This is a genomic window from Tardiphaga sp. 866_E4_N1_4 (assembly GCF_052076075.1).
GTDB classification, from domain to species: domain Bacteria; phylum Pseudomonadota; class Alphaproteobacteria; order Rhizobiales; family Xanthobacteraceae; genus Tardiphaga; species Tardiphaga robiniae.
Map to the genome: position 1 here is coordinate 2,400,763 of NZ_CP197242.1, position 26,913 is coordinate 2,427,675.

Sequence of the window (26,913 nt, forward strand, 5' to 3'; positions counted from 1 at the left end):
GGTCAGGCCTCCATGAATGTGACTGATGACGTCACGACAGTTTCAGGCAGCAAAGCCGAAGCGACGCCGACGATTTCGCGCGCCGATTTCCAGGCCCCGCCGCCGCCGGCGGGTCCATTGGTGTAGAGCGTTTCGACCTCGTTGCCGATCTTCACGGCCTCTGCGAGCGAGTCGGTACGCCCGGCGACGCGGATGCGGACTTCATAGGGATCACGGCCTTCGGCCAGGGCGTCACCATGCAGCGCATTGACGCCGATCAGGTCGAACCGGCTCTCCGTCATCTTCACGCCGGTGAGCGTGAGGCGTTCGCGCACAATCTCAAGCGCCAGACGCCCCCGCGCCACGGCATTGGCACCAGCATAGGAGATCTCTCCCTCACCGATATAGCTGTCGAGATAGCCGACAGACGTCTTCAGCAAGCCCGTCTTCGGCGCTCCGCTTCCACCTGTGACATGGATGCGATCCGGTCCGACCTCCTCGACACGCACCTGCGAAAAATCGGCAACCACATCCGGCTGGTAATAGCGGGTCGGATCATGAATTTCGTAGAGCAACTGCTCCGCCACCGTCGCGCGCGTGATCTGGCCGCCCGAACCCGCAACCTTGGTGACGACGAGATCGCCGTCTTCGCGCACCTCGCCGATCGGGAAACCAAGCCGCGCGAGACCCTGCACGTCCTTGACGCCGGGATCGGCGAAATAGCCGCCGGTGATCTGGCCGGCGCATTCGAGGAGATGGCCGACCATGGTGCCCTTGCCGAGCAAATCCCAGTCATCCATCGCCCAGCCGAATTCATGAACCAGCGGCCCGAGAAACAAGGCCGGGTCAGCCGCACGGCCGGTGATGACGACATCGGCGCCGCCGGCAAGCGCTTCGGCGATGGGGGCTGCGCCGGTATAGGCATTGGCCGAGATCACGCGGTTGCCGAGCGCCTTGACGGAGCCGCCCTCGTCCAACGCAACGTCGGACATGCGCGCCTGATCCAGCACATCATCGCCGGTCACGGCCGCAACCTTGAGACCGGTCAGCCCTAACACTTTGGCGATCTCACGCGTTGCCTGCGCCGCCGAGACAGGATTCGCCGCGCCCATATTGGTGACGATCTTGACGCCGTTCTTTCGGCAGATGGACAGCACCGCCTTCATGCGGTCGGCAAGCAGCGGATCGAAGCCGCCGTGGGGATCCTTCAGCCGGTCCTGCTGGGCGAGCGCGATGGTGCGTTCGGCAAGGCACTCGAAGACGAGATAATCGAGGTTGCCGCTTTCGGCGAGTTCGATCGCCGGTTCGATCCGGTCCCCCGAATAGCCGGCACCGGATCCGATCCTGATGGTACGCACGAGCAGCTCTCCCTGGATCAAACTTGCCTGCAGTCACATCGCGAAAACCGCGACCGCTGCAGGTCTATCTCCCGATCTCTTTTGACGGACATGTCACGGGCCTGAGCAGGCGATCACGCGCATGTCGCTTTCGGGCATTGAAGCCAGAAGCTTCTCTCTATTCAATTGAATTAATTCTATCCCATCGATAGAAATTCTCTATGGATGTGAATCTCCGGCAGATCCGGTCTTTCGTCGTCGTCGCCCAAACCGGCAGCTTCACCCGCGCCGCGGAGTTGCTGCATCTGGCGCAGCCGACGCTGACGGTTCAGATCAGGCGCCTCGAAGAAACCCTCGAGGTGAAACTGTTCGATCGCAACACCCGCTCCGTCGAACTGACGCGGGTCGGCCGCGAACTGCTGCCGGTGTTTCAGCGCATGATCCGCGATCTCGACGCCGTCGTCGTGGATACTCGCGATATCGCGGCCAAGCGCCGGGGCATCGTCCGGATCGCGGCGCTTCCCTCAGTCGCCGCGGGTGCCCTGCCCGAGGCCATCAAGTCGTTTCGCGAGTTGCAACCCGGCACATCTTTCGTCCTGAAGGACGTGATTGCCAACCGCGTCCTTGACCTCGTCCGCTCAGAAGAGGTCGATCTCGGCATCATGGGCGGCAGCGTCACCGGCCACGACGTGGACGTGTTGCTCGAAGTGCGCGACCGCATGCATGTGGTGTTTCCGGCGAAGCACCCAATCGGCGGCATCCGCAAGGTCACCATCGACGATCTGATGAAATATCCGCTGGTGCTGATGGATCCCGCGACCAGCGTCCGCGCGGTCGTCGACAGCGCCTTCCTGACCGCGGGACACATCGCGCAGCCGACCTGCGAAGCGACCTATATGATGACGGCTATCGCCATGGTCCGCGCCGGCCTGGGCATCACCATCCTGCCCGGCTCCGCTCGCGAGATCGGCGCGGAGCCGGACCTCCGCTCGCGGCAGATCGACGTCGCGGATTTCTCGCGGGCCATCACCATCATCAAGAAAGCCGGCCGCACGCTGCCGCCGATCAGTGAAGCCTTTGGCGATCACCTCGCCAAGTCAATCGGCGCGCAGCCGTTATTCGCGCGCCGCTGATACCCGCGATTACTTCATCGCGTCATAGACTGCGAAGCTGTAGGCACCTTCCGGCTTCTTGGTAATCACGGGATCCGAACCGCCAGACATCAGCGTCGCAACGGTGCGATCATAGTCCTTGACGTCGAGCTTGCCATTGGCATCGCCGAGCAACTTGCTGACCTCGGTCATCATGCGCTTCTGGTCTTTGGCAGTCTTGGCGCCCGTGGAGTCGCCAGCCAGGATGATCTTCACGGCTTCGTCGGGATTGGCCTTGGCATAGTCCCAGCCCTTCATCGACGCCTTCACGAATTTCGCCATCTTGGCGACGAAGGCGGGATCCTTGAGGTTCTTGTCGAGCACCCAGAGACCATCCTCCAGCGTGGCGACGCCCTCGTCCTCATATTTGAACACGGTGAGCTGGCTCGGCTTGTAGCCGCCGTCGATCACCTGCCAATATTCGTTATAGGCCATGGTCGACACACAATCGGCCTGTTTCTGCAGCAGCGGATCGACATTGAAGCCCTGCTTGATGATCTTGACGCCGGCCGGCGAACCATCGGTCTTGTAGCCCAGCTTCGACATCCAGGAGAGGAACGGATATTCGTTGCCGCCATACCAGACGCCGGTGACCTTGCCCTTCAGATCGGTCGGCTTCTTGATGCCGGTCTCGGCGCGGCAGGTGAGTTCGAGCCCGGACTTCTTGAAGGTCTGCGAAATATTCACCAGCGGCACGCCCTTCTCGCGCGAGGCCAGCGCCGACGGCATCCAGTCCACCACCACATCGGCACCGCCGCCCGCGATCACTTGCGGTGGGGCGACATCGGGACCGCCCGGCTTGATCGTCACGTCGAGCCCGGCGTCCTTGTAGAAGCCCTTCTCCTTGGCGACGAAGTAGCCGGCGAACTGGGCCTGTGCGACCCATTTGAGCTGGATGGTGACTTTGTCCGCCGCTTGCGCGGAGCCGAGCGAGAGAGCCATCGCTGCGCCGAATGCCATGATCTTCTTCATGCTCAACTCCAGAATTGGCGAACCTGCCGAACTAGGTCCGCATCGATGGATGCCAAAACGTCGTCACGCGCTCGGCGAGCGCAACAAGTCCATAAAATGCCATTCCCGCGATCGCGGCCAGCGCGATCTCCGCCCACACCATATCGAGCGCCATGCGCCCGGCTTCGGTGGAAATTCGAAAGCCGATGCCTTGCGTCGGCGTGCCGAAGAATTCCGCGACGATGGCACCGATCAGGGCCAGTGTGGCATTGATCTTCAGTGCATTGAAGATGAAAGGTAGAGCAGCGGGGAGATACAACTTGATGAGAGTCTGGGCATAGCTCGCGCCGTAGGAGCGCATCAGGTCACGCTCGATCTCGCCGGCAGCTTGCAGACCGGCCAACGCATTCACCAGCATCGGGAAGAATGTCACCAGCGCCACCACAGCAGCCTTCGATGGCCAGTCGAAGCCGAACCACATCACCATAATGGGTGCCACGCCGACCAGCGGCAGTGCCGAGAAGAAGTTACCCAAGGGTAGCAGCCCGCGGCCGAGAAATTCAAAGCGATGCGCGAGGATCGCCACCAGAAGCCCGGCGCCGCAGCCGATGGCATAGCCGATCAGCACACCACGGATGAAGGTCTGCACGAAATCCGCGCCCAATATCGGCAGCGACGCCATGAATTTCGTAGCGGCAGCGCTCGGCGACGGCAGCAGCACCGGCGGCACGCCCGCCCCACGCACCACAACTTCCCAAAGATAGAACACGGCCGCACCGAACAGCAGCGGAATGGCGAGATCGATGACCTTGCGAAAGGCGCTGTTGCGCGGCTTCAACCCGGCCAGCGCGACGACACAGATCCACGACGCCAGCCAGACGCCGATCACCACCATCCAGAAGCCTGACGCGGCATCGCCAGCAATCAAGGGATCGCGCAACAGCGTCAACGTCATGTCCGCCGTGATACCTGCCCCGACAAGGCCGATCACAATGGCAGGCAGGCCACGGAAGCCGGCAGCGAAAGCGAAGACCAGCACGATCACGCCGGTGAGCAGGAAGGTCAGCGGCCGCGCCATCAGTGCTGCGACGGGCGTGCCGGCCAGCGGCAGCGGCAGCATCAGCGTGATCAGGACGCAGACGGCCGACATGATGAAGCCGAGGCGGATCTGGCGGCGGTTCATGACCGCGCGCCCATCCGCTGCGCCACCTTGCGTTCGGCATAGCTGACGATGGCGATCAAACCAGAAGCCAAAACGGCTGCGGCAACCAGCGCCGACCAGATCTGGATGGTCTGGCCGTAATAGGAGCCGGCCAGCAGGCGTGCACCGATGCCGGCTTCCGCGCCGGTCGGCAATTCCGCGACGATGGCGCCGATCAGCGAAATGGTGATGGCGACCTTGAGGCTGGCAAAGAGATAGGGCACCGCCGAGGGCCAGCGCAGTTTCGACAGCACCTGCCTAGATGTCGCCGACCATGTCCGCATCAGATCCATCTGCATCGGATCGGGCGAGGTGAAGCCTTTCACCATGCCGATGGTGATGGGGAAGAAGCTCAGATAGGCCGAGATAATCGATTTCGGCAGCAGGCCCTGCAGGCCGATGGCACCGAGCACCACAATGAAGATCGGCGCCAGCGCCAATATGGGCACCATCTGCGAGCAGATGATCCACGGCATCAGGCTGCGCTCCAGCACGCGGCTGTGCACGATGGCGAGCGCCAGCACGATGCCGAGCAGCGCGCCGAGCGCGAAGCCGAGCAGCGTCGCCGACAGCGTCACCATGGAATGATAGACGAGGCTACGCGGCGCCGTCGGCGCATAGCCGAACACGCCGTCGATGAAAGCACCGACCACCTGATGCGGCGACGGCAGCAGCGGCCGTTCCGCGCTCATGGTGCCTTCCAGCAATTCCATCGTCGTGTAAGGCGCTTCCTCGCGCTCGAAGCCGCCGCGCACAAGCGACAGGTTCATCAGCACGGCGCCGATGTACCAGACGACGATCAGCACTGCGACAATGGTCACCAGCGGCGTACTACGCTTGACCAACGGATGCGTGCGCCGTGCCGCGCGCGCGACCGGTATCGTATCCGCCGTACTACTCGTCATAGGAATGCCCGGCACGCAGCCCCGTGCGCACGCGCTGCGCGATCGCCATGAATTCCGGCGTCTCGCGAATTTCCAGCGTGCGGTCGCGCCGGAAATTGCAGTCGATGATATCAGTGATACGGCCCGGCCGCGGCGACATCACCACGATCTTGGTGGAAAGAAACACCGCTTCGGGAATCGAATGCGTCACGAACAACACGGTCTTGCGGGTCTTGGCCCAGAGCTGCAGGAGCTGTTCGTTGAGATGATCGCGTACGATCTCATCCAGTGCTCCGAACGGCTCGTCCATCAGCAACAATTCGGGATCGAACGACAGCGCCCGCGCGATGGAAACCCGCTGCTGCATACCGCCGGAGAGCTGCCAGGGAAACTTCCGCTCGAAGCCGGTGAGATTGACGAGGTCGAGGTAGCGCGCGGCGCGCTGCTTTTGTTCGATCGGCGAAAAGCCCATCAGCTCCAGCGGCAGCTTGAGATTGGCCTCGATGTTGCGCCAGGGAAACAGCGCCGGCGCCTGAAATACATAGCCGTAATTGCGCCCGAGCCGCGCCTGCTCGGCGCTCATGCCATTGACAGTGACGCTGCCAGAGCTTGGTTGCTGCAGGTCCGCGATCACACGCAGCAGCGTGGTCTTGCCGCAGCCGGAGGGACCGATGAAGGAGACGAACTCCCCACCACTGATTTGCAGATCGACATTGGATAGCGCTTCGACCTTGCCGTCGGCCGTATCGAAAGTGAGCGACACCTTGCTGACATCGACCGCAACGGGGCGTGTCACTGTGGATTGATAGATATGAGGTTCAGCGTCGGCAGTTGAGTTCATGCGCACCGGTTCGACCAGAAGGGTCACGCAGCCCCGCCAGCCCGTCAAAGCCTATGAGCCCTGCGGGACGTGGCAATTTGCCGCCTATCGAGGGATGATATCGGCATTGATCGCTGCATCAACACAATACTGTCAGCCCCCTCCTTCTGCCCGCTGATAGTTTGCGCAAGCGAAGAGGACTTATTGAGCAGGTATCATCCGGCGCGCTCTGGATGGCTTCTGGCCAAACGAAAGCGGCCGGGCACATGGCCCAGCCGCTTCGATGTCAATCAATACCAGCGAAATCAGGACGCCGGAGTTAGGGCGCCTTGAAATCAGGATGCCTTGGCTGTCTTGTTCTTTGAGTTGCGTTGGAAGAACAGCGCCTGGCTGGCGACGGCCGAGACCATCGCGGGCTGGAACGGCTTCGAGATCAGGAAGGCCGGCTCCGGACGTTCGCCAGTCAGGAAACGCTCCGGATAGGCGGTGATGAAGACTACCGGCACTTCGAAGATGCGCAGCAACTCGTTCACCGCATCGAGACCCGAGCTGCCATCGGCGAGCTGGATATCGGCGAGGATCAGGCCGGGCTTCTTGTTCTTTGCGAGCGCAACCGCATCTGCATGGGTGCGTGCAACGCCGATGACGTTATGGCCGAGATTCTTCACGAGGCTTTCGAGATCCATCGCGATGAAGGTCTCGTCCTCGATGATGAGAACGTCGGTGGCGATTTCGGCTGCCATTTCTCGGCCGGCCGTATCGGCCAGTGTACGCACTTCCGCCACATCAGCATCGAGTACGAAGGCGACTTCCTCTTCCGAGAAGCCTTCGAGCGACAGCAACAGGAAGGCCTGTCGTGGCAGCGGGGTGATGTTGGAAATGCGCTTCTCGGAGGCGGCCTGCAGCGGCGCGACGTCCGGATTGTCGTTCAAGGTGACAGAGTTCCAAATCTGGGTGAACAGGCGAAACAAGCCGGCACGGGCTCCGTGTTGCTCGTCGAGCAACGACTGGTCCTGCAGCAACGCTTCCAGCATGGCGCCTACATAGGCATCGCCTGAGGCCTGGTTACCTGTGAGGGCGCGGGCATAGCGCCGCAACAGCGGCAAGTGTTCAGCTACGAGCTGTGATCGGGACATCCCCACTCCATCCTGTCTGGTCAAAGACGACTCTACGTCAAAGTCGAAGGGGTATTCGGATACAATCCGGCTCCCTCGTTGTGCATGTTTACGCCCCAGCCAGACAAAAGTTCCATCGGGTCGGAACTTTCGGCCACGCTCCGCATTAGATCGCCGACAGACGCCGCAAAGGCTTCAAAAATCAAGAAAATTTCTCAAATTCCAGGGACATGTCTTCTGGGGAATGTGGAACGGGTCATGAAAGATGTGAAGCCAAAGGGCGGATTAAACGCCGAAATCCAGTCACGGATCGGGCATCAGTTGCGCGCCATGTACGACGATGTCGTGCGACAGGGCGTGCCGGACCGATTTGCGGAGCTGATCCGCAAGCTGGACGGGGCTGAGGCTCAAGCCCAGATCGCTGGCGATGCCGGCAAAAATGAAGGAGGGGAATAATGCCTCTCACAGACTCACTCCGCGACGACATTCTGGCGTCGGTGCCTAGCCTGCGCGCCTTCGCGATCTCGCTCTCCGGCAACGGCGACCGGGCCGATGACCTCGTTCAGGAAACGCTGTTGCGCGCTCTCGCCAATATCGACTCCTTCCAGGTCGGCTCGAATCTCCCTGCGTGGTTGTTCACCATTCTGCGCAACCTGTTCCGGTCGGACTATCGCAAGCGGCGACGGGAAGTCGAGGATGCGGACGGCAGCTATGCCAAGACTCTGAAGACCCAGCCGGCACAAAACGCCCATCTGGAATTTGAAGAGTTTCGCGCGGCGCTTGAGAAGCTTCCGCAGGATCAGCGCGAAGCGCTTATTCTCGTCGGCGCATCGGGCTTCTCCTATGAGGACGCGGCCACGATCTGCGGCTGCGCCGTCGGCACCATCAAGAGCCGCGTCAACCGCGCGCGTTCGAAGCTCAGCGCTCTTCTCTACGTGGATGGCGCGGAAGACTTCGGCCCGGACGATACCGTCCGCGCAGTGATCGGCGGATCGGGCGGTTAGTTCGATCCGACAATTGAGGCAAGACAAGCGGTCACTTCGGTGACCGCTTTTTTTGTGCGAGTTGGTATGCGTGTATCAGCAGCGCGCCGACTCTTCCGCAATCGGGGCGAAGGAACCGCCACCATCTTTCTGCCACACAGAAAGTGCCCCTCGCGCTCACATCGCCGGGGATTTTTGTTGATGCACATGCCATTAACGCCTCGCGACTGCTGTACGAGGACCAACCCGGGATGCCTGCCTTTCGACCACGAACAATCTCGCTTGCCGCCGCACTGAGCATCGCCTGCGCCGGCCATGCCCTCGCGCAGAAGCGATACGATCCCGGCGCATCCGACACCGAGATCAAGATCGGCAACATCATGCCCTATAGCGGGCCGGCTTCGGCCTATGGCATCGCGGGCATCATCGAGGCCGCTTATTTCCGGATGATCAACGATCAGGGCGGCATCAACGGCCGCAAGATCAATTTCATCAGCTATGACGATGCCTACAATCCGGCCAAGGCCGTCGAGCAGGCACGCAGGCTGGTCGAATCCGACGAGGTGCTCGTCGTGTTCAATCCGCTGGGCACACCGTCCAATGCGGCAATCCAGAAATATCTCAACATCAAGAAAGTGCCGCAACTGTTCGTCGCCGCCGGCGCGACCTATTTCGGCAATCACAAGGCTTTCCCGTGGACCATGGCGTGGCAGCCGCCCTATGAGAGCGAGGGCCGCATCTATGCGAAATATCTGCTGAAGGAAAAGCCCGACGCGAAGATCGCGGTGCTCTATCAGAACGACGACCTCGGCAAGGACGTGCTGAAGGGCCTGAAAGATGGTCTCGGCGACAAAGCTGGGGGCATGCTGATCGCCGCCGAAAGCTATGAGGTCACCGAGCCGACCATCGACTCCCACATCATCAATCTGAAAGCCTCCGGCGCCGATACCTTCATCAGCGTCACGACACCGAAGTCGGCGGTCCAGAGTATCCGCAAGGTGGCTGAACTCGGCTGGAAGCCGCTCTACATCCAGGGCTATGCCAGCGCGTCGATCAGTTCCGTGCTGAAACCGGCCGGACAGGACATCGCCCAAGGCATCCTGTCGGCCTATTACGCCAAGGACGGCTCCGATCCGCAGTGGGACGATGACCCCGGCATGCAACGCTTCTATGCGTTCCTAGCCAAATACGCGCCGGATGCCCGCCGCAATGACATCTCGGTAGTCTACGGCTATGGCGCGGCGCAGACCATGGTCCAGGTGCTGAAGCAGGCAGGCGACGATCTCACCCGTGCCAATGTGATGAAGCAAGCCGCCAGCCTGAAGGACTTTGCGCCGGACACGATGCTGCCGGGCGTCAAGCTCAACACGTCCGCGACTGATTTCTACCCGATCGAACAGTTGCAGATGATGCGCTTCAAGGGCGACAAATGGGAGTTATTTGGCCCTGTGATTTCGGGCGAGATCAGCCGCTGAATTATACCGGGGGACGGCATATCCATTACCCAATAAAGCAGCCCTTCGCGGTGTCGTCGCGAGGGGCTTTTTGTTGCCGCATACACGCGAACGGTGTTCAATCCGGCCGGAGCCGCAAAGGCCCGCAAAACAAGACGAATAAAAATCAGGGAGTTCTGAAATGCCTTCGATCCGATCGCGCGCACTGGCTTTATCGGTTGCCGCGGCCCTCAGCGTCGCGGCCAGCGGCAGCGCGCTGGCCCAGAAGAAATACGACACCGGCGCCACTGACACCGAAATCACGATCGGCAACATTATGCCGTATAGCGGCCCTGCCTCGTCCTACGGACTGATCGGCAAGACCGAAACCGCCTATTTCAAAATGATCAATGACCAGGGCGGCATCAACGGCCGCAAGATCAATTTCATCAGCTACGACGACGCCTATTCGCCGCCCAAGGCGGTCGAGCAGGCCCGCAAGCTGGTCGAAAGCGACGAGGCACTGTTCATCTTCAATTCCCTCGGCACGCCGTCAAATACCGCGTTCCAGAAATACATGAATGCCAAGAAGGTGCCACAACTCTTCGTCGCCACCGGCGCCAGCAAGTGGAACGATCCGAAGCACTTCCCGTGGACGATGGGCTGGCAGCCAAGCTACGCGGTCGAAGCACAGATTTATGCAAAATACCTGATGAAGGAGAAACCGAACGCCAAGGTCGCAGTGATCTATCAGAACGACGACTTCGGCAAGGACTACCAGAAGGCGTTCAAGGAAGCGCTGGGCGCCAAGGCCGCCACGATGCTCGTTACGGAAGAGAGCTATGAGATTTCCGAGCCAACCATCGATTCCCACATCGTGAAGGTGAAGTCGCTCAATCCTGATGTTGTCGTCCATTTCGTAACGCCGAAATTCGCGGCTCAAGGCATCAAGAAGATCGGTGAACTCGGCTGGAACCCGCTGCAGCTCGTCACCAATGTCAGCGTCTCCGTCGGAGCAGTGATGCAGCCGGCAGGCTTTGCCAATGCAGAGGGCGTCCTGTCCGCCGACTACCGCAAGGACGGCGCGGATTCGCAATGGAAAGACGATGCGGGCATGAAGAAATGGTCGGCCTTCATCGACAAATACATGCCGGGTGCCGATCGCACCGACAACAGCCTCGTCTACGGCTATGGCGCCGCACAGACCATGGTCAAGGTGCTGGAGATGTGCGGCGACAACCTGACCCGCGAGAACGTCATGAAGCAGGCGGCAAGCCTCAAGGATTTCGCGCCAGACACGCTGCTGCCGGGCATCACCATCTCCACCTCGGCCACCGACTATGCGCCGATCGCGCAGTTGCGAATGATGCGCTTCAAGGGCGACAAGTGGGAGCTGTTCGGCGACGTGATCAATGCCGACACGACTGCGCCGGACTAGTGCCGCAGCACTTTGCACTGCACCACTAGAACAACGGAGCCCCTGCGATTTGGTCGCAGGGGCTTATTCTTGTGACCGGCGCATCAGGGGTATTCAATGCGGACAGGAGTCGCAGAACTCCGCCAAAGACCTGGGAAGAAATGATCACGGAGATCCATGATGCTCGCACGATCCATGCGCCTTGCAGCACTGCCAGCTGCTATGGCGCTTCTGGCCGCCAGTGTGTCCAGCGCGCTCGCGCAGAAGAAATACGACACCGGCGCCACCGATACTGAAATCAAGATCGGCAACATCATTCCTTACAGCGGCCCCGCATCTGCCTATGGAACGATCGGCAAGACCGAGACCGCCTATTTCAACATGATCAACGCACAGGGCGGCATCAACGGACGCAAGATCAACTTCATCAGTTACGATGACGCCTATTCGCCACCGAAAGCCGTGGAGCAGGTGCGAAGGCTGGTGGAGAGCGACGAGGTACTGGTGGTGTTCAACCCACTCGGCACGCCGTCCAATACCGCGATCCAGAAATATCTGAACGGCAAGAAAGTGCCGCAGCTTTTCGTCGCCACCGGCGCCACCAAATGGAACGATCCAAAGAACTTCCCCTGGACGATCGGCTGGCAACCCTCCTATCAGAGCGAAGCACAGATCTATGCGAAGTATCTTCTGAAGGAGAAGCCGAACGCGAAAATCGGCGTGCTTTACCAGAACGACGATTTCGGCAAGGACTATCTGAAGGGCTTTAAGGACGGCCTCGGCGACAAGGCAGCATCGATGATCACCATCGAGGATAGCTACGAGATTGCCGAACCGACCATTGACACCCATGTGGTGAAGCTAAAAGCTGCGAACTCCGACGTGCTGATGATCTTCACGACGCCAAAATTCGCGGCACAGACTATCAAGAAGACCGCCGAGCTTGGCTGGAAACCGTTGCAGATCCTCGCCAATGTCAGCGTCTCCGTGGGAGCGGTGATGCAGCCCGCCGGCTTCGACAATGCGCAAGGCGTGCTGTCGGCCTCCTACACCAAGGACGGCACCGACTCGCAGTGGAAGGACGATCCCGGCATGAAGAAGTGGAACGCGTTCCTCGACAAATACATGCCGGACGCCAACAAGGCGGATTCCAGCACAGTCTATGGCTATGGTGCTGCGCAGACGCTGGTCAAGGTGCTGCAGATGTGCGGCGACGACCTGACCCGGGCGAATGTCATGAAGCAGACCGCCAGCCTGAAGGACTTCACGCCGGACACGCTACTGCCGGGCATCACCATCAATACCTCGCCCACCGATTTCGCGCCGATCTCGCAATTGCAGATGCAGCGCTTCAAGGGCGACAAGTGGGAGCGCTTCGGCGAGATATTCAGCGCCGACGTCGCGACGCAATAGCTCAGTTGCCGCAGCAGTCTGCTGCATCAGCGAACACGAATTATACCGCCCCCGCGACGATGTCGCTGGGGCTTTTTCTTGCTGGCGATCCCGCGCGGGTGTTGAATGTCGTCAGGAGCCGCAGAGCTCCACGTCAAGAAACATGACACATCACAATTGATCAGGGAGATCAGAAATGCCCGCAATGCATTTGCGTTTGGCCGCGTTTTCAGCCGCCTATTTGGCTGGCTTGGCTTTGCTCACCGCGTCCGCCACCGGGGCACTCGCCCAGAAAAAATATGACACCGGCGCCTCGGACACCGAAATCAAGATCGGCAACATCATGCCCTACAGCGGACCCGCCTCCGCCTATGGCGTGATCGGAAAAACCGAGGAAGCCTACTTCAAGAAGATCAATGCCGCTGGCGGCATCAACGGTCGCAAGATCAACTTCATCAGTTATGACGATGCCTATTCGCCGCCAAAGACCGTCGAGCAGGCGCGCAAGCTGGTGGAATCGGACGAAGTTCTGCTGGTGTTCAACTCGCTCGGCACACCGCCGAACTCGGCGATCCAGAAATACATGAACAGCAAGAAGGTGCCGCAACTGTTCGTGGCCACCGGCGCCACGAAGTGGAACGACCCGAAGGACTTCCCCTGGACCATGGGCTGGCAGCCCAACTACCAGAGCGAGACGCAGATCTATGCGAAATATCTTTTGAAGGAAAAGCCCGGCGCGAAGATTGCCGTCCTTTACCAGAACGATGACTACGGCAAGGACTATCTCAAAGGTCTGAAGGACGGCCTTGGCGCAAAGGCCGCCTCGATGATCGTAGTGGAGGAGAGCTACGAGACCTCCGAGCCGACCATCGACAATCACATCGTCAAGCTGAAGTCGTTGAACGCCGACGTATTCGTCAACATCACGACGCCGAAATTTGCGGCGCAGGCTATCAAGAAGGCCGCCGAGATCGGCTGGAAACCGATGCACTTCCTCAACAACGTGTCCAACTCGATCGGCAGCGTGATGAAGCCGGCCGGCTTCGAAAACTCGCAGGACATTATTTCCGCAGCGTATCTGAAGGACGTCGCGGATACCCAGTGGAACAACGACCCCGGCATGAAGGAATTTCTCGCCTTCCTCGACAAGGATTTTCCGGAAGGCAACAAGCTCGATGGATTGATCGTTACCGGTTATGGGGTCGCCCAGACGCTGGTTGAGGTTCTCAAGAAGTGCGGTGACAACCTCACCCGCGAAAACGTCATGAAGCAGGCGGCCAGCCTGAAGGACTTCCGAACGGAGGTGCTGCTGCCCGGCATCAAGATCAACACATCTGCGACCGACTTTGCGCCGATCAGCCAGCTTCAGCTGATGCGCTTCAAGGGCGATAAATGGGAGCTGTTCGGCGAGGTCATTAGCGCTGACGTGGGTGGCTGATCGCCTTCATTCCACATAACGGAAAATACTAAGGCCCGCGTCAAAAACAGCGCGGGCCTTGTTGCGTTTTTGGTCGCTTTCCATTTGAGCCATTGTGCAATCGCGGTATGACTTATCTCGCAGGCGCAAAAGAGCCTGCAGAACAAGAAAATCTCGCCTTGCAAGCAAGGGAAGGAACTCAAATGTCTGCCACGTCCGCGCGGCTGTTGTCGCTCTCGGCCGCGACCATGTTGCTCGCCATTTCCTCGACCCACGTCCTCGCCCAAAAGAAATACGACACTGGCGCCAGCGACACCGAAATCAAGCTCGGCAACATCGTGCCCTATAGCGGACCGGCCTCGGCCTATGGCGCCGTCGGCAAGGCACAGGCCGGCTATTTCAAGATGATCAACGACAAGGGCGGCATCAACGGCCGCATGATTAACTACATCTCCTACGATGACGCCTATTCGCCACCGAAGGCCGTCGAGCAGACCCGCAAGCTCGTCGAGTCCGACGAAGTGCTCTTGATGTTCTCGGCACTCGGCACGCCGTCCAATACGGCGATCCAGAAATATCTCAACGCCAAGAAGGTGCCACAGCTGTTCCTCGCCACCGGCGCCACCAAATGGGCCGACCCGAAGAACTTCCCCTGGACCATGGGCTGGCTGCCCAGCTACCAGAGCGAAGGCCGCATCTATGCCAAGTATCTCCTGAAGGAAAAGGCCGGCGCCAAGATCGGCGTGCTCTATCAGAATGACGACTTCGGAAAGGACTACCTGAAGGGCGTCAAAGACGGCCTTGGCGACAAGGCCTCGTCCATCGTCATCGAGGAGAGCTATGAGCTCACCGAGCCGACCGTGGATTCCCACATCGTCAAGATGAAGTCACTTAATCCCGATGTTGTCATCATCTTCGCGACGCCGAAATTCGCTGCACAGACTATCAAGAAGATTGCCGAACTCGGCTGGAAGCCGACCATGATCGTGCCAGGCGTCAGCGTCTCGATCGGTCAGGTGCTGCGTCCCGCAGGCTTCGAGAACGCCCAGGGCTTGCTCTCCGCGCACTACTCCAAGGACGCCACCGACCCGCAGTGGAAGGACGATCCAGGCATCAAGGCCTATCGCGAATTCCTCGCCAAATACGTCCCGGACGGCAACCCGTCCGACTCGTCGCTGATGTCCGGCTATAATATCGCCGAGACCATGGCGATCCTGCTCAAGCAGTGCGGCGACGATCTCACCCGCGCCAATGTGATGAAGCAGGCGGCGAACCTGAAGAACGTCCAGCAGTCTACGCTGCTGCCAGGCGTGCTGGTCAACACCTCACCCACCGATTTCTCGCCCATCGAGCAGATGCAGCTGATGCGTTTCGAAGGAGAGAACTGGAAACTGTTCGGCGACGTGCTGACCGGTGAACTCGGCGAAAGCGGCAAGGGCGGCTAGGCTGTTTCTTCCTCTCCCCCGGGCGCAGCGAAGCTGCGCGCCGTGGGAGAGGGTGCAGCAGGCGACCTCCGGTCGCCGTCCTTAAAGGACCGTAGCCGATGCACAGCATCGGCTACGGCGAAGCGAAGACGGGAGAGGGATCTTTCTTTCTCGCCTGCCGCACCACCCCCTTTCCGTCTCGAACCGCTCCGCGGTTCGATCAACCCTCTCCCACCAGTCGCGGCTGCGCCGCGTCCGGGGGCGAGGGGAAGCGCTTGCCGTCCCTGCCGTAGAGCGGCATAACCCCGGCATGACCGATAAACGCCCCCTGCTCCGCGCAATTTTCGATGCCGCAGTTGCCGCGGCCCATCCCGATGTCATCCTCAGCGCCCATCTGCCGGCGCCGCCGAAAGGCCGCATCATCTGCCTCGCCGCCGGCAAGGGCGCCGCCGCCATGGCCGCTGCCGCAGAGGCGCATTATCTCGACACGCTGAAGCTCGATCCCGCGCGCCTCACCGGCATCGCCACCACGCGCCATGGCCATGGCGTGCCGACACGGCGCATCCGTGTGGTGGAGGCCGGCCATCCCGTGCCCGATGAAGCGGGCCTCAAGGGTGCCGACGACAGCCTCAAGCTCGCGGCGGAAGCCACTGCCGACGACCTGCTGCTGGTGCTGATTTCCGGCGGCGGCTCCGCCAACTGGACCGCGCCAGTGGCGGGCATCACCTTCCAGCAGAAGCAGCAGCTCAACCGCGCGCTACTTCGCTCCGGTGCGGTGATCGGCGAGATCAACACCGTGCGCAAACATCTGTCGCGTATCAAGGGCGGCCGCCTTGCCCGCGCTGGGCAGAAGGCCGAGATCGTATCGCTGGCGATTTCCGACGTGCCGCATGACGATCCCGCCGTGATCGCATCGGGACCGACGGTGCCGGATACAACAACGCTGGCCGATGCCCGTGCCATCATCGCGAAATTCAATCTCGCCATCGATGACGCCGTACGGGCGGCGCTCAGCGATGAGGCCAATGAAAGCGTGAAGCCGAACGACGTCGCATTCGCACGTGCGCGTTTTGAGCTGATCGCACGTCCGCGCGAGTCACTCGATGCCGCAATCAAGGTGGCCAGTGATGCCGGCTATGAGATCATCGATCTCGGTGCCGATCTCGAAGGCGAAGCGCGCGAGATTGCCGCTGACCATGCGAAGCTGGCGCTTAAGGCCAAGGCAGACGGCAAAAAGCTCGCGATCCTCTCCGGCGGCGAACTCACTGTGACCGTCACGGGCAACGGCCGCGGCGGCCCGAACCAAGAATACGCGCTGGCGCTCGCGGATGCTTTCAAGGATACCACCGGCATCGTCGCGCTCGCCGGTGACACCGACGGCGCCGATGGCGGCGCCGGCAGCGCCAGCGATCCCGCCGGCGCGGTCATCGATGCACGTACGTTCGAGGCAATGCGCGCGCAGAAGCTCGATGCGAAAGCAACGCTGGCGAATAACGACGCGACGACGTTCTTCACCGCGACAGGCGATCTGCTGCAGACCGGGCCGACGCTGACCAATGTGAATGATGTCAGGGTAATTTTAGTGGATTGAGACTATCTCGTCATTCCGGGCCGCGAGCGCCACTTGGCGGTCGCGAACCCGGAATCCCGATATGAGTGTCACATGTCGAGGTTCCGGGCTCGGTCCCGTCGCCTGCGGCGCCGGTCCCGCCCCGGAATGACGTGTGTTTGGCTAAAAGTCCCGAGCAATCTTCGCCATCATGCCCAGCAGCGCCTTGTGCTCGGCCGGCCCCAGCACCTCGATCAGCCGCGCTTCATGCCGGGTCGCCACCAGCTTCTTGGCACGGGCCAGCGTGGCACGCCCCTTATCGGTGAGCATCAGCACATGGGAGCGGCGGTCGCTCGGCGAGCGCATCCGCGTCAGCAAGTCGCGGCTCTCCAGAGCGTCAAGCAGCGAAACGAAATTCGGACGGAGAATGCCGAGCGTATTGGCGATTTCGGTCTGGTTGCGGCCCGGGTTCTTGTCCAGCAGCAGCAGCACCGAGAACTGCGCCGGCGTCAGCTGCAGCGGCGCCATGCAGCGCAGGAAGTCTTCAAACACCTTCAACTGCGCACGTTTCAGCGAATAGCCTAGCAGTTCGGACAGTTCGCCGAGCTGCAGCGCACCGCCCTCCTCGTCGAACCCGACGGGCGCGACCTGCTTGGCTTGATCCTGAGACGTCATCTTTGAAACAGTCATCGCTCGCTTTCCGCGATACCCGGCGGCTTGAATGAAACACCCGGTCGACGTGCGACAGGCCTTGAGATTATGTTCAATAATCGTTATGAAGTATATCAAATAGACGGCGGGTTTCAACCGCCATTGTTGATCGTCCCGCGCCTGTGGTATCCGGCGCGCCAGACAGTGTGGGGGAGCGCGCGGCTTTGAATACGACGATTTTGCTGTTCCTTTTGCAGGACGGCATCACCAATGGCGCGATTTATGCACTGCTCGGGCTGGCCCTGGTGCTGGTCTTTGCGGTTACACGCATCATCCTGATCCCCCAAGGCGAATTCATCACTTTTGGTGCGCTGACCTATGCCAGCCTCTCGGCCGGCCAGATGCCGGGCACCATCAAGCTCGCCGTCGCCATGGGCGTCGTGGCCTTTGCCTTCGATCTCTTCACCTTCCGCAAGGCGCTCCATGCCAGGCGCGTGCTGCGCTCGATTGCTGTCAATATCGTGTTCCCGCTGGCGATCTGGGGCGTGATGTGGGCGCTGGGTGGACGGCCGGGCAATATCGCCCTCAACATCGCGCTGTCGCTGCTGATCGTCGCCGCCATCGGCCTTTATCTCTATCGCATCGCGTTCCAGCCGATCGCCCACACATCGGTTCTGGTACTGCTGATCGCGTCGGTGGGCTGCCACCTCGCGCTGCAGGGGTTCGGCCTCGTCTTCTTCGGCGCCGAAGGCCAGCGCGGCCCAGCGATCTCCTCCGACGCTATCACCATCGGCGCACTGCGCTTCACCGGCCAGAGCATCGCCGTCTATGGCATCACCATCGCGCTGATCGTCGGGTTGTGGCTGTTCTTCGGCTACACGCTTTATGGCAAAGCGCTGCGCGCCACGGCGGTAAACCGCCTCGGTGCTCGCCTCGCCGGCATCCGCACCTCACTGTCGGGTCAGATCGCATTCCTGCTGGCCTCGGTCATCGGCGCCATTTCCGGCATCCTGATCGTGCCGATCACCACGCTTTATTACGACACCGGCTTCCTGATCGGCCTGAAGGGCTTCGTCGCCGCGATCATCGGCGGCCTCGTCAGCTATCCGCTGACGGCTGCCGCCGCGATCCTGGTCGGCTGCGTTGAGGCGTTCTCGTCGTTCTATGCGAGCAACTACAAAGAGGTCATTGTCTTCACGCTGATCCTTCCGGTTCTGGTGCTGCGCTCGCTCGCCGCACCTGAAGTCGAAGAAGAGAAGGATTAAGCGCCATGCAACAGCGTCTCCTTCCCGTTCTCGTTTTCGCGCTGGTGATGGCTGCGATCCCGTTCGTGCCGGGCGTGCCACCATTCTGGATCGTGCTGCTCGATAATATCGGCCTCGCCGCGCTCGTCGCCATGGGCCTCGTGCTGCTCACCGGCGTCGGCGGCCTGACCTCATTCGGCCAGGCGGCGTTCTGCGGTTTCGGCGCCTATACAACGGCCTATCTCACCACCGCCTATGGCATGTCGCCGTGGCTGACGCTGCCGATGTCGCTGATCGTCTCGGGCCTCGCCGCGGTACTGCTCGGCATCATCACCATGCGTCTGTCGGGCCACTATCTTCCGCTCGGCACCATCGCCTGGGGCATCAGCCTGTTTTATCTGTTCAGCAAGCTGGAATTCCTCGGCCGTAACGACGGCATCTCGGGCATCCCGCCACTGTCGATCGGCACCTGGAAGATGCTGGATCCCGGCTCGATCTATTTCCCGATCTGGATCGCGGTCATCATCTGCGCGCTGCTGTCGATGAACCTTCTGGACTCGCGGACCGGCCGCGCCATCCGCGCGCTACGCCGCGGCCATATCGCTGCCGAAGCCTTCGGCGTGCAGACGGCGCGCGCAAAGCTCCTGGTCTTCATCTACGCAGCAGTTCTCGCCGGCCTGTCCGGCTGGCTCTATGCGCATTTCCAGCGCGCCGCGAATCCGACGCCGTTCGGACCGCATCTCGGTATCGAATATCTGTTCATCGCGGTGGTCGGCGGCGCCGGCTATGTCTGGGGCGGTGTGCTCGGTGCCGCCGTGGTCGTGATCCTCAAGGAAGTCCTGCAGAGCTATCTGCCGCTGATCTTCGGTGGCGGCGGAGGCCAGCTCGAAACCATCGTGTTCGGCATCCTGCTCGTCGCGCTGCTGCAGCTCGCACCCACCGGCATGTGGCCGTGGCTGACCGCGTGGCTCCCGGCTGGCGACAGCCGCAAGCGCCCCACGCCAGCCGATGCACTGCCCGCCCGCAACGACCACCGTCCGGACACCGGCGTATTGCTGCAGGTCGACAAGGCACGCAAGCAGTTCGGCGGCGTCGTCGCCGTCAACGACGTATCGTTCAATGTGCAGGCGCGCGAGATCGTCGCTTTGATCGGCCCCAACGGCGCCGGCAAGAGTACGACCTTCAACCTCATCACCGGCGTCCTGGCCGCGACCGCCGGCAAGGTCACGGTACTCGGCAAGAGTGTGTCCGGCGCGCCGCCGCAGGAGATCGTCAAGCTCGGCATTGCCCGCACCTTCCAGCATGTGAAGCTGGTGCCCGACATGACCGTGCTGGAAAATGTCGCCCTCGGTGCGCATCTGCGCGGACGTTCGGGCGCCATCGCCAGCATGCTGAGGCTTGACCGCGCCGACGAAGCGAAGCTGCTCGCGGAAGCTGCCAAGCAGATCGAACGCGTCGGCCTCGGTGACCAGATGAACCAGCTCGCAGGATCCCTGTCACTCGGCCAGCAGCGCATCGTCGAGATCGCCCGGGCACTGTGCGTCGATCCGATGCTGCTGCTGCTGGATGAGCCTGCCGCCGGCCTGCGCCACATGGAAAAGCAGCAGCTCGCGACGCTGCTGCGCCAGCTCCGCGACGGCGGCATGTCGGTTCTGTTGGTCGAACACGACATGGGCTTCGTCATGAATCTCGCCAATCGCATCGTAGTGCTCGATTTCGGCACCAAGATCGCCGAGGGCACACCGGCTGACATCAAGACCAATCCCGACGTCATCAAGGCCTATCTGGGAGCGGTCGCATGAGCGCGTTGCTACAAGTCTCTGATGCGCATGTCGCCTATGGCAAGGTCGAGGCCGTGCGTGCGGTCAATCTCGAGGTTCGCGCCGACGAGATCGTCACGATCATTGGCGCCAACGGCGCCGGCAAGACCACGCTGCTCAATGCGGTGATGGGTATCCTGCCGCTGAAGGGTGGCGTGGCATTCGCCGGACAGGACGTCTCCAAGATCGACATCGAGGACCGCGTCGCTGCGGGCCTGAGCCTCGTCCCCGAACATCGCGAATTGTTCGCCACGATGAATGTGGAAGACAACCTGCTGCTCGGCGCCTTCCGTATCGACAAGGCGACTGCCGCGCGATCTTTCGAGCACGTCTACACCCTGTTCCCGCGCCTCAAGGAACGCCGCAAGCAGCTCGCCGGCACATTATCGGGCGGCGAACAGCAGATGCTGGCCATGGGCCGTGCGCTGATGGGTGCACCGAAACTCCTAATGCTCGACGAACCAAGCCTCGGCCTCGCCCCGATCATTGTCGCCGACATTTTCCGCATCGTCAGCGAGCTGAAGGCTGCCGGCGTCTCAGTGCTGCTGGTCGAGCAGAATGCGCAGGCGGCACTGAAGATCGCCGACCGCGCTTATGTGATGGAGCTCGGCGAGTTCATCCTGGATGGCGCCGCCAGCGACATCGCCAGCAACCAACGCGTGGTGGCGAGCTATCTTGGCTTTCAGCACGAAGGCGCGAGCGCAATCTGATCTCGATCATATGAAAAAGCCGGCTGTCTCGCGACAGCCGGCCTTCGTTTGAGCGGTGCGCTGGCTTACTTCGCCGGAACGTACTTCCCGTCCTTCACCGTCAGCAGGATCCGCGAACGGTCGTCGACGCCGTTGCGGTCCTGTTCGGTGTAGTTGTAAACGCCCTGTGTCGCGGCGATTTCCTTCTCGCTCATCAGCGCCTGGCGGATGGCTTCGCGGAATTCCGGGGTGCCGGGCTTGGCGGTCTTCAGTGCGACCGGCACGACGCGCTTGAGGATCTCAAACACGTCATAGGCATGACCGGCGAACTGGCTGCGGCTATTGGCGCCATATTTGGCCTCGTAGGCCGCATTGAGTTCGAGGCCGGGCTTCTTGGTCAGCGCGGAGTCCGGCTGGCCTTCCGGATACATTACGGGACCAGCAGCCATCAGCACACCTTCGGCCGACTTGCCGGCGATGCGGATGAAGTCTGATGAGGCGGCGCCGTGGGTCTGATAGATCAGGCCCTTGTAGCCGCGATCGCGCAGTTCGGACTGCGGCATGCCGGCGCCGGTGCCGGCGGCACCGATCAGGATGGCATCGGGATTGGCGGCGATCAGCTTCAGCGCCTGGCCGGTGATCGACGTATCCGGACGCGCGAAGCGCTCGTCATCGACAATGGACATGCCCATCGTTGATGTCTGCGCCTTGAGGTCGTTGAACCACAGGTCGCCATAGGAATCCGAATAGCCGACATAGCCGATGGTCTTCACGCCATGGGCCTTCATGTGGTCGTACATGACCTTGCCGACGATCTCGACCGGCTGCGGCATGTCCACCGACCACTTCACGCGCGCGGGCGTGAACGGCATCGGCGACAGGCTGAAATGCGGAATGCCGGCTTCGTTAGCGACCGCCGAGATGGCGACCGAGGACGGCACGATCGACGAGCCGACCATGATGTCGGCCTTGGATTCCGACACGAAACGGCGCGCATTGGTGGTGGCGATGGACGGATCGCCGCCGTCGTCGAGCACAATCAGCTTCAACGGCACGCCGCCGATGTCCTTGGGCACGAATTCCAGCGCGTTGCGCTCGGGCACGCCCAGCGCCGCCGCGGGGCCCGTGGTGGAAATGCTGATGCCGACGGTGATGTCGGCAGTCTGGGTTTCGGCGGGGGTGGCAATCGCCAGCGAGACGGCAACAGCCGCGATCGCCAGGTGAAGCTTGGACATGTCTTATCTTTCTCGTGTGGAAGCGGAGAGCGCCGAAAGCGGCAGCGATACCGGCAGACGTGGCGCTGGTTGTGGCCGCGCGAAGGCTCGCGCACAGCAAAAAGCCGACCCTCTGGCGAGGGCCGGCCTTGTTATCGAAAAATGCCGGCGAAGCAAAGGCGCTTCGCGCCACTGCCCTCCGTCAGATCTGCATTACTGGGCGAGAACGTATTTGCCGTCTTTCACCGTCAGCAAGATGCGCGAACGCTCATCCAGGCCATACCGATCCTTTTCCGTGAAGTTGTAGACGCCCTGGGTGGCGGCAATCTCACGCTCGGTGAGCAGCGCCTGCCGGATCGCCTCGCGGAACTCCGGAGTGCCAGGCCTGGCGGTCTTCAGCGCCGTCGGGATCACTCGCTTCAGCACCTCGAAGGCGTCATAGGAGTGGCCGGCGAACTGGCTGCGGCTGTTCGGGCCGTATTTGGCCTCATAGGCGGTGTTGAGCGTCATGCCGGGCTTCTTGGTCAGGGCCGTATCGGCCTGGCCTTCCGGATACATCACCGGGCCGGAGGCCATCAGCACGCCTTCGGCGGCCTTGCCGGCGATACGGATGAAGTCCATCGAGGCGGCGCCGTGGGTCTGGTAGATCAGACCATGGTAGCCCTTGTCGCGCAATTCGGTCTGCGGCAGCGCGGCGGCGGTGCCGGAGGCGCCGACCAGGATCGCGTCAGGATTGGCAGCAAGCAGTTTCAGCACCTGACCGGTGACCGACGTATCCGGACGGGCAAAACGCTCTTCCGCCGCGATGTTGATGCCCATCGGCACCGCCTGGGTCTTGAGATCGTTGAACCACAGATCGCCGTAGCTATCGGAATAGCCGATATAGCCGATGGTCTTGATGCCCTTGGACTTCATGTGGTCGTACATCACCTTGCCGACGATCGGCACGGGCTGCGGCATGGCCACTGACCACTTGGCGCGTTCCGGCGTGATCGGCAGCGGCGACAACGCGAAATGCGGGATGCCGGCTTCGTTGGCCACATTGGACACCGCAATGCTGGTTGGCGTCACCGCCGAGCCCATGATGAGGTCGGCCTTGGATTCGGTCATGAAACGGCGGGCATTGGTGGTCGCGGTGGTCGGATCGCCGCCATCGTCGAGCACGATGATCTTGAGCGGGACGCCGCCGATTTCCTTCGGCACGAATTCCAGCGCGTTGCGTTCGGGAATGCCCAGCGCGGCCGCGGGGCCCGTGGTCGACGTGGTGATGCCGATAGTGATGTCGGACGTCTGCGCAAAAGCCGGTGCGGCGAGTGCCAGCGATGCGGCAACGGCCGCGATCGCCAAGTGATGCTTGGTCATGGGTCTCTCCCTCCAGGTTATTTTTTATGTTCTCAGCTAAATCAAAGTTCGGCTGGTTGATCAGCCCCTTCTTTAGGTCAGTGCGCCCGTACCGGTAAAGGGCTGGCGCATTGATGCTTTGCCGCAGGCTTAACGTGGCGCCATGCGCAGCGAGGCGTCGAGCCGGACCACCTCGCCGTTCAAATACGGGTTGTCGATCATGTGCAGTGCGAGAGACGCGAATTCGTCGGCATGGCCGAGTCGGCGCGGAAACGGGATCGCCGCGGCGAGGCTGTCCTGCGCCTCCTGCGGCAGGCCCGCCAAAAGCGGCGTCATGAACAGGCCCGGCGCGATGGTCAGCACGCGGATGCCGAACTGGGCCATCTCGCGGGCGATGGGCAGTGTCATGCCGACGATGCCACCCTTGGAGGCCGAATAGGCGGACTGGCCGATCTGGCCGTCATAGGCCGCCACCGAGGCCGTCGAGATCACCACGCCGCGCTCGCCGGTCTCCAGCGGCTCCAGCTTGGACATCGGGTCCGTTGCCAGGCGGATCATGTTGAACGAGCCAATCAGGTTGACGCGAATGACCTTGTCGAAATCGCCGAGCGCCATCGGACCATCGCGGCCGATCACGCGCTTGGCGACGCCGATGCCAGCGCAGTTCACCAGCACACGCGCCGGGCCGTGCGCATTGGCGGCGGCGGCGACCGCGGCTTCAGCGGAGGCGGCGTCGGACACGTCGCAGGAAATGGCAACACCGCCGATTTCCTTGGCGACGGCTTCGGCGAGGGCGATGTTGAGATCGAGCAGCGCGACTTTCGCGCCCTGCGCGGCGAGCCTGCGGGCGGTCGCAGCGCCGAGACCGGAAGCGCCACCCGTGACGATAGCGGCCTGGTTCTTCAATTGCATGATGTCCTCCCCTGTTCGATTTCTCTGCCGTTCATTGGCGGCTTTCAACTAGATCGCGATCACTTTCGCGACTTCCGGATTCCCATAGATATCGTCGATCAACCTGGCGCGATGCTCCAGCACAGCGCGCTGATTGACCGAGCCCTTGTCCGTGACCTCACCACGATCGATGGACAGCGGGGTGTCGAGCAGCACCGCCTTGGCAATCCGCGTGGACGAACCGGTAGCACCGGCTATGAAACGTGCGAGGCGCTCACGGAACGCGTCGCGGACGATCGGATCATTGGCTGCCGCAGCGAGGTCGCCCACAAGAAGATCGGGATTGATCACACGGCAGCCATCGAGATCGAGAATAACGAGAGCTGCGAGTTCGTCGCGGTTGATGCCGGCGATGACGACATCGCGCACCAGCGGCGCGCAGGTGCCGACGAAGCGCGCGCGCAGCGGGCCAACACTGACCCAGGTGCCGCTGCCGAGCTTGAAATCCTCGGAGATGCGGCCGTCGAAATCAAAACCGGCGGAGAGATCATCGGGATCGACGGCCTTCAGCGCATCGCCGAAGATGTAATAGCCTTCCTCGTCGAACGCCTTCGCGGTCAGTTCCGGCTCGCGCCAGTAGCCCGGCGTGATATTCGGCCCCTTGGCGCGCACTTCCATCTTGCCGTTGTTCGGCACCAGCTTGGCATCGTTGCCCGGGACGGGAAGACCCACATGGCCGGAGCGGCTGGTGACGGGATTGACGCACATGAAGAACGGCGAGGTTTCCGTGGCACCGAGGCCGGTGAGCATGGGCACGCGCGCACCAGTGGTCTGCACCGACAATTCATCGAGGCTGTCCCAGACATAGGCGGACAGCGCTGCGCCGGAAAAGAACATTGCGTGCAGCCGCGCGAAGAATTTTTCGCGCAACGCAGCGTCTTCACGCAAATACGGCAACAACGATTCATACCCTTTGGGGACGTTGAAATAGACCGTCGGCGAGATCTCGCGGAGATTACGAATTGTCTGTTCGATACCCGCGGGCGTCGGCTTGCCGTCGTCGAGATACATCGAACCGCCATTGAACAGCGTCAGCCCGATATTATGATTACCGCCAAAGGTGTGATTCCATGGCAGCCAGTCGATGATCACCGGCGGCTCGTCCTTCAGGAAGGCCAGTGTATCGCGCAGCATGATCTGGTTGGCGCACATCATGCGCTGTGTATTGATCACGGCCTTCGGATTGCCGGTGGAGCCGGAGGTCAGCAAAAACTTCGCAATGGTATCCGGACCGATGGCTGCGTTCGCAGCGTCGAGATTGGCGGCCTCCGGCGTCACGAGCAGATCGGAGAGTTTGGTCACGCGCCGGTCCGGCAGAGCGCCGGTGGAAACGACAACTTCGGTGTCGGCCGGTACATTGAAGTGAATGGCGTTCGTGAACGCATTGGCGTCATCGACGAAGACCAGCCCCGGCGTCAGCAGCTTCATGAGATAGCCGAGCTTGCCGTAATCCTTCGACACCAGCGAATAGGCCGGCGACACCGGCGTATAGGGGATACCGGCATAGAGCGCGCCGAAGGCGATCAGTGCATGATCGACCGAATTGCCGGAGAGAATGACGATGGGCTTGTCGGCGGACAGCTCGCGCGACAGCAGCGCCGAGGCGATATGGCGCGCCGCATCCAGCATCTGCGCATAAGTGACTTCGCGCCAGCCGCCGCCTTCGGCGCGCTCGGCCATGAAGACGCGATCCGGCGCTTCCCTGGCCCAGTGATGCAGATAGTCGGTGACACGCTCCGGATAGTCGCCGATGGCATTGGTCGGACGCAGATAGATGGTGCCGTCATCGCGCCGATCGATGGTGACCGCGGGATCGCCATAGGAAATCGGCCGCAGCGGATGCGCGGTTATCGCTCGCTTTGTCTGATCGATTTTGTCGGCACTTGCAGACATTGTTTCCGCCCTGTGTATTCGTCCCGATTGTTGCTTTTATTTTTGTTCGTTGTCGTC

At 61.5% G+C, this 26,913-nt stretch carries 23 protein-coding genes; 12 read left to right on the top strand and 11 right to left on the bottom strand.

All coding sequences use genetic code 11. From position 1 onward, the window contains the following. Nucleotides 1–2: 2 nt before the first annotated feature. Nucleotides 3–1,337: an acyclic terpene utilization AtuA family protein gene (locus AB8B20_RS11795; RefSeq protein ID WP_093756828.1), complete on the bottom strand. Its 1,335-nt coding sequence runs from the start codon at nucleotides 1,335–1,337 to the stop codon at nucleotides 3–5. Between the two features lie 200 nt (nucleotides 1,338–1,537). Between AB8B20_RS11795 and AB8B20_RS11800 the strand changes: the two genes are divergently transcribed. After that, nucleotides 1,538–2,449, top strand: coding sequence for a LysR family transcriptional regulator (locus AB8B20_RS11800; protein WP_439072695.1), 912 nt, complete (start codon nucleotides 1,538–1,540; stop codon nucleotides 2,447–2,449). A gap of 9 nt (nucleotides 2,450–2,458) precedes the next feature. Here AB8B20_RS11800 and AB8B20_RS11805 read toward each other — a convergent pair whose 3' ends face one another. The 5 genes from AB8B20_RS11805 to AB8B20_RS11825 form a co-directional block, all read right to left on the bottom strand. Next, nucleotides 2,459–3,439, bottom strand: coding sequence for an ABC transporter substrate-binding protein (locus AB8B20_RS11805; RefSeq protein ID WP_089265437.1), 981 nt, complete (start codon nucleotides 3,437–3,439; stop codon nucleotides 2,459–2,461). Between the two features lie 31 nt (nucleotides 3,440–3,470). After that, nucleotides 3,471–4,601 (bottom strand): ABC transporter permease, encoded by a 1,131-nt coding sequence (locus tag AB8B20_RS11810; protein ID WP_439072698.1) that lies wholly within the window; start codon nucleotides 4,599–4,601, stop codon nucleotides 3,471–3,473. Beyond that, nucleotides 4,598–5,524: an ABC transporter permease gene (locus AB8B20_RS11815; RefSeq protein WP_439072699.1), complete on the bottom strand. Its 927-nt coding sequence runs from the start codon at nucleotides 5,522–5,524 to the stop codon at nucleotides 4,598–4,600. The genes AB8B20_RS11810 and AB8B20_RS11815 overlap by 4 nt, the downstream gene beginning before the upstream one ends. Beyond that, on the bottom strand, nucleotides 5,514–6,344 hold the full coding sequence (locus AB8B20_RS11820; RefSeq protein ID WP_439073064.1) for an ABC transporter ATP-binding protein: 831 nt from the start codon (nucleotides 6,342–6,344) through the stop codon (nucleotides 5,514–5,516). Before AB8B20_RS11820 ends, AB8B20_RS11815 begins: the two co-directional genes overlap by 11 nt. 314 nt (nucleotides 6,345–6,658) lie before the next feature. Continuing rightward, nucleotides 6,659–7,459 carry a response regulator gene (locus tag AB8B20_RS11825; RefSeq protein WP_439072701.1) on the bottom strand — a complete coding sequence of 267 codons (801 nt, stop codon included), beginning with the start codon at nucleotides 7,457–7,459 and terminating at the stop codon, nucleotides 6,659–6,661. Between the two features lie 237 nt (nucleotides 7,460–7,696). Here AB8B20_RS11825 and AB8B20_RS11830 point away from each other — a divergent pair, with 237 nt between their 5' ends. The 8 genes from AB8B20_RS11830 to AB8B20_RS11865 all read left to right on the top strand — a co-directional run bounded on the left by AB8B20_RS11830 (nucleotide 7,697) and on the right by AB8B20_RS11865 (nucleotide 17,095). Then, nucleotides 7,697–7,894: a NepR family anti-sigma factor gene (locus AB8B20_RS11830; protein WP_439072703.1), complete on the top strand. Its 198-nt coding sequence runs from the start codon at nucleotides 7,697–7,699 to the stop codon at nucleotides 7,892–7,894. Further along, nucleotides 7,894–8,442, top strand: a complete 549-nt coding sequence (locus tag AB8B20_RS11835; RefSeq protein WP_068735058.1) for a sigma-70 family RNA polymerase sigma factor — start codon at nucleotides 7,894–7,896, stop codon at nucleotides 8,440–8,442. Before AB8B20_RS11830 ends, AB8B20_RS11835 begins: the two co-directional genes overlap by 1 nt. A 230-nt stretch (nucleotides 8,443–8,672) precedes the next feature. Continuing rightward, entirely contained in the window at nucleotides 8,673–9,896 is a 1,224-nt protein-coding gene (locus tag AB8B20_RS11840) for an ABC transporter substrate-binding protein (protein WP_439072705.1), read from the top strand. Between the two features lie 160 nt (nucleotides 9,897–10,056). Beyond that, the gene (locus AB8B20_RS11845; protein ID WP_439072707.1) at nucleotides 10,057–11,292 is read left to right on the top strand and encodes an ABC transporter substrate-binding protein; all 1,236 of its coding nucleotides are present in this window, start codon (nucleotides 10,057–10,059) and stop codon (nucleotides 11,290–11,292) included. A gap of 156 nt (nucleotides 11,293–11,448) precedes the next feature. Continuing rightward, on the top strand, nucleotides 11,449–12,684 hold the full coding sequence (locus tag AB8B20_RS11850) for an ABC transporter substrate-binding protein (protein WP_439072708.1): 1,236 nt from the start codon (nucleotides 11,449–11,451) through the stop codon (nucleotides 12,682–12,684). Between the two features lie 175 nt (nucleotides 12,685–12,859). Continuing rightward, nucleotides 12,860–14,101 carry an ABC transporter substrate-binding protein gene (locus tag AB8B20_RS11855; protein WP_439072709.1) on the top strand — a complete coding sequence of 414 codons (1,242 nt, stop codon included), beginning with the start codon at nucleotides 12,860–12,862 and terminating at the stop codon, nucleotides 14,099–14,101. A gap of 182 nt (nucleotides 14,102–14,283) precedes the next feature. Then, nucleotides 14,284–15,525, top strand: a complete 1,242-nt coding sequence (locus tag AB8B20_RS11860; RefSeq protein ID WP_439072710.1) for an ABC transporter substrate-binding protein — start codon at nucleotides 14,284–14,286, stop codon at nucleotides 15,523–15,525. 289 nt (nucleotides 15,526–15,814) lie between these two features. Continuing rightward, on the top strand, nucleotides 15,815–17,095 hold the full coding sequence (locus tag AB8B20_RS11865; protein ID WP_439072711.1) for a glycerate kinase type-2 family protein: 1,281 nt from the start codon (nucleotides 15,815–15,817) through the stop codon (nucleotides 17,093–17,095). A gap of 141 nt (nucleotides 17,096–17,236) precedes the next feature. On the opposite strand, the gene AB8B20_RS11870 is transcribed toward AB8B20_RS11865, so the two are convergent. Further along, nucleotides 17,237–17,743: a MarR family winged helix-turn-helix transcriptional regulator gene (locus AB8B20_RS11870; protein ID WP_120291784.1), complete on the bottom strand. Its 507-nt coding sequence runs from the start codon at nucleotides 17,741–17,743 to the stop codon at nucleotides 17,237–17,239. A gap of 185 nt (nucleotides 17,744–17,928) precedes the next feature. On the opposite strand from AB8B20_RS11870, the gene AB8B20_RS11875 reads away from it, so the two are divergent. From AB8B20_RS11875 to AB8B20_RS11885, 3 genes are read left to right on the top strand one after another with little or no spacing between them, the layout of a single operon-like run. Beyond that, the gene (locus AB8B20_RS11875) at nucleotides 17,929–18,969 is read left to right on the top strand and encodes a branched-chain amino acid ABC transporter permease (protein WP_175368285.1); all 1,041 of its coding nucleotides are present in this window, start codon (nucleotides 17,929–17,931) and stop codon (nucleotides 18,967–18,969) included. A 5-nt stretch (nucleotides 18,970–18,974) separates the two neighbouring features. Further along, the gene (locus tag AB8B20_RS11880; RefSeq protein WP_439072712.1) at nucleotides 18,975–20,750 is read left to right on the top strand and encodes a branched-chain amino acid ABC transporter ATP-binding protein/permease; all 1,776 of its coding nucleotides are present in this window, start codon (nucleotides 18,975–18,977) and stop codon (nucleotides 20,748–20,750) included. After that, nucleotides 20,747–21,478, top strand: coding sequence for an ABC transporter ATP-binding protein (locus AB8B20_RS11885; RefSeq protein ID WP_439072713.1), 732 nt, complete (start codon nucleotides 20,747–20,749; stop codon nucleotides 21,476–21,478). Before AB8B20_RS11880 ends, AB8B20_RS11885 begins: the two co-directional genes overlap by 4 nt. A gap of 65 nt (nucleotides 21,479–21,543) precedes the next feature. On the opposite strand, the gene AB8B20_RS11890 is transcribed toward AB8B20_RS11885, so the two are convergent. The 4 genes from AB8B20_RS11890 to AB8B20_RS11905 form a co-directional block, all read right to left on the bottom strand. Next, nucleotides 21,544–22,692 (bottom strand): ABC transporter substrate-binding protein, encoded by a 1,149-nt coding sequence (locus AB8B20_RS11890; protein WP_439072714.1) that lies wholly within the window; start codon nucleotides 22,690–22,692, stop codon nucleotides 21,544–21,546. Between the two features lie 192 nt (nucleotides 22,693–22,884). Continuing rightward, a complete protein-coding gene (locus tag AB8B20_RS11895) occupies nucleotides 22,885–24,033 on the bottom strand; it encodes an ABC transporter substrate-binding protein (protein WP_439072715.1) in 1,149 nt (382 codons plus the stop codon). A gap of 129 nt (nucleotides 24,034–24,162) precedes the next feature. Continuing rightward, nucleotides 24,163–24,924: an SDR family NAD(P)-dependent oxidoreductase gene (locus AB8B20_RS11900; protein ID WP_089265449.1), complete on the bottom strand. Its 762-nt coding sequence runs from the start codon at nucleotides 24,922–24,924 to the stop codon at nucleotides 24,163–24,165. Nucleotides 24,925–24,972: 48 nt separating this feature from the next. Continuing rightward, complete coding sequence (locus AB8B20_RS11905; RefSeq protein ID WP_439072716.1) at nucleotides 24,973–26,856, bottom strand: feruloyl-CoA synthase; 1,884 nt, start codon at nucleotides 26,854–26,856, stop codon at nucleotides 24,973–24,975. Between the last annotated feature and the right edge of the window lie 57 nt (nucleotides 26,857–26,913).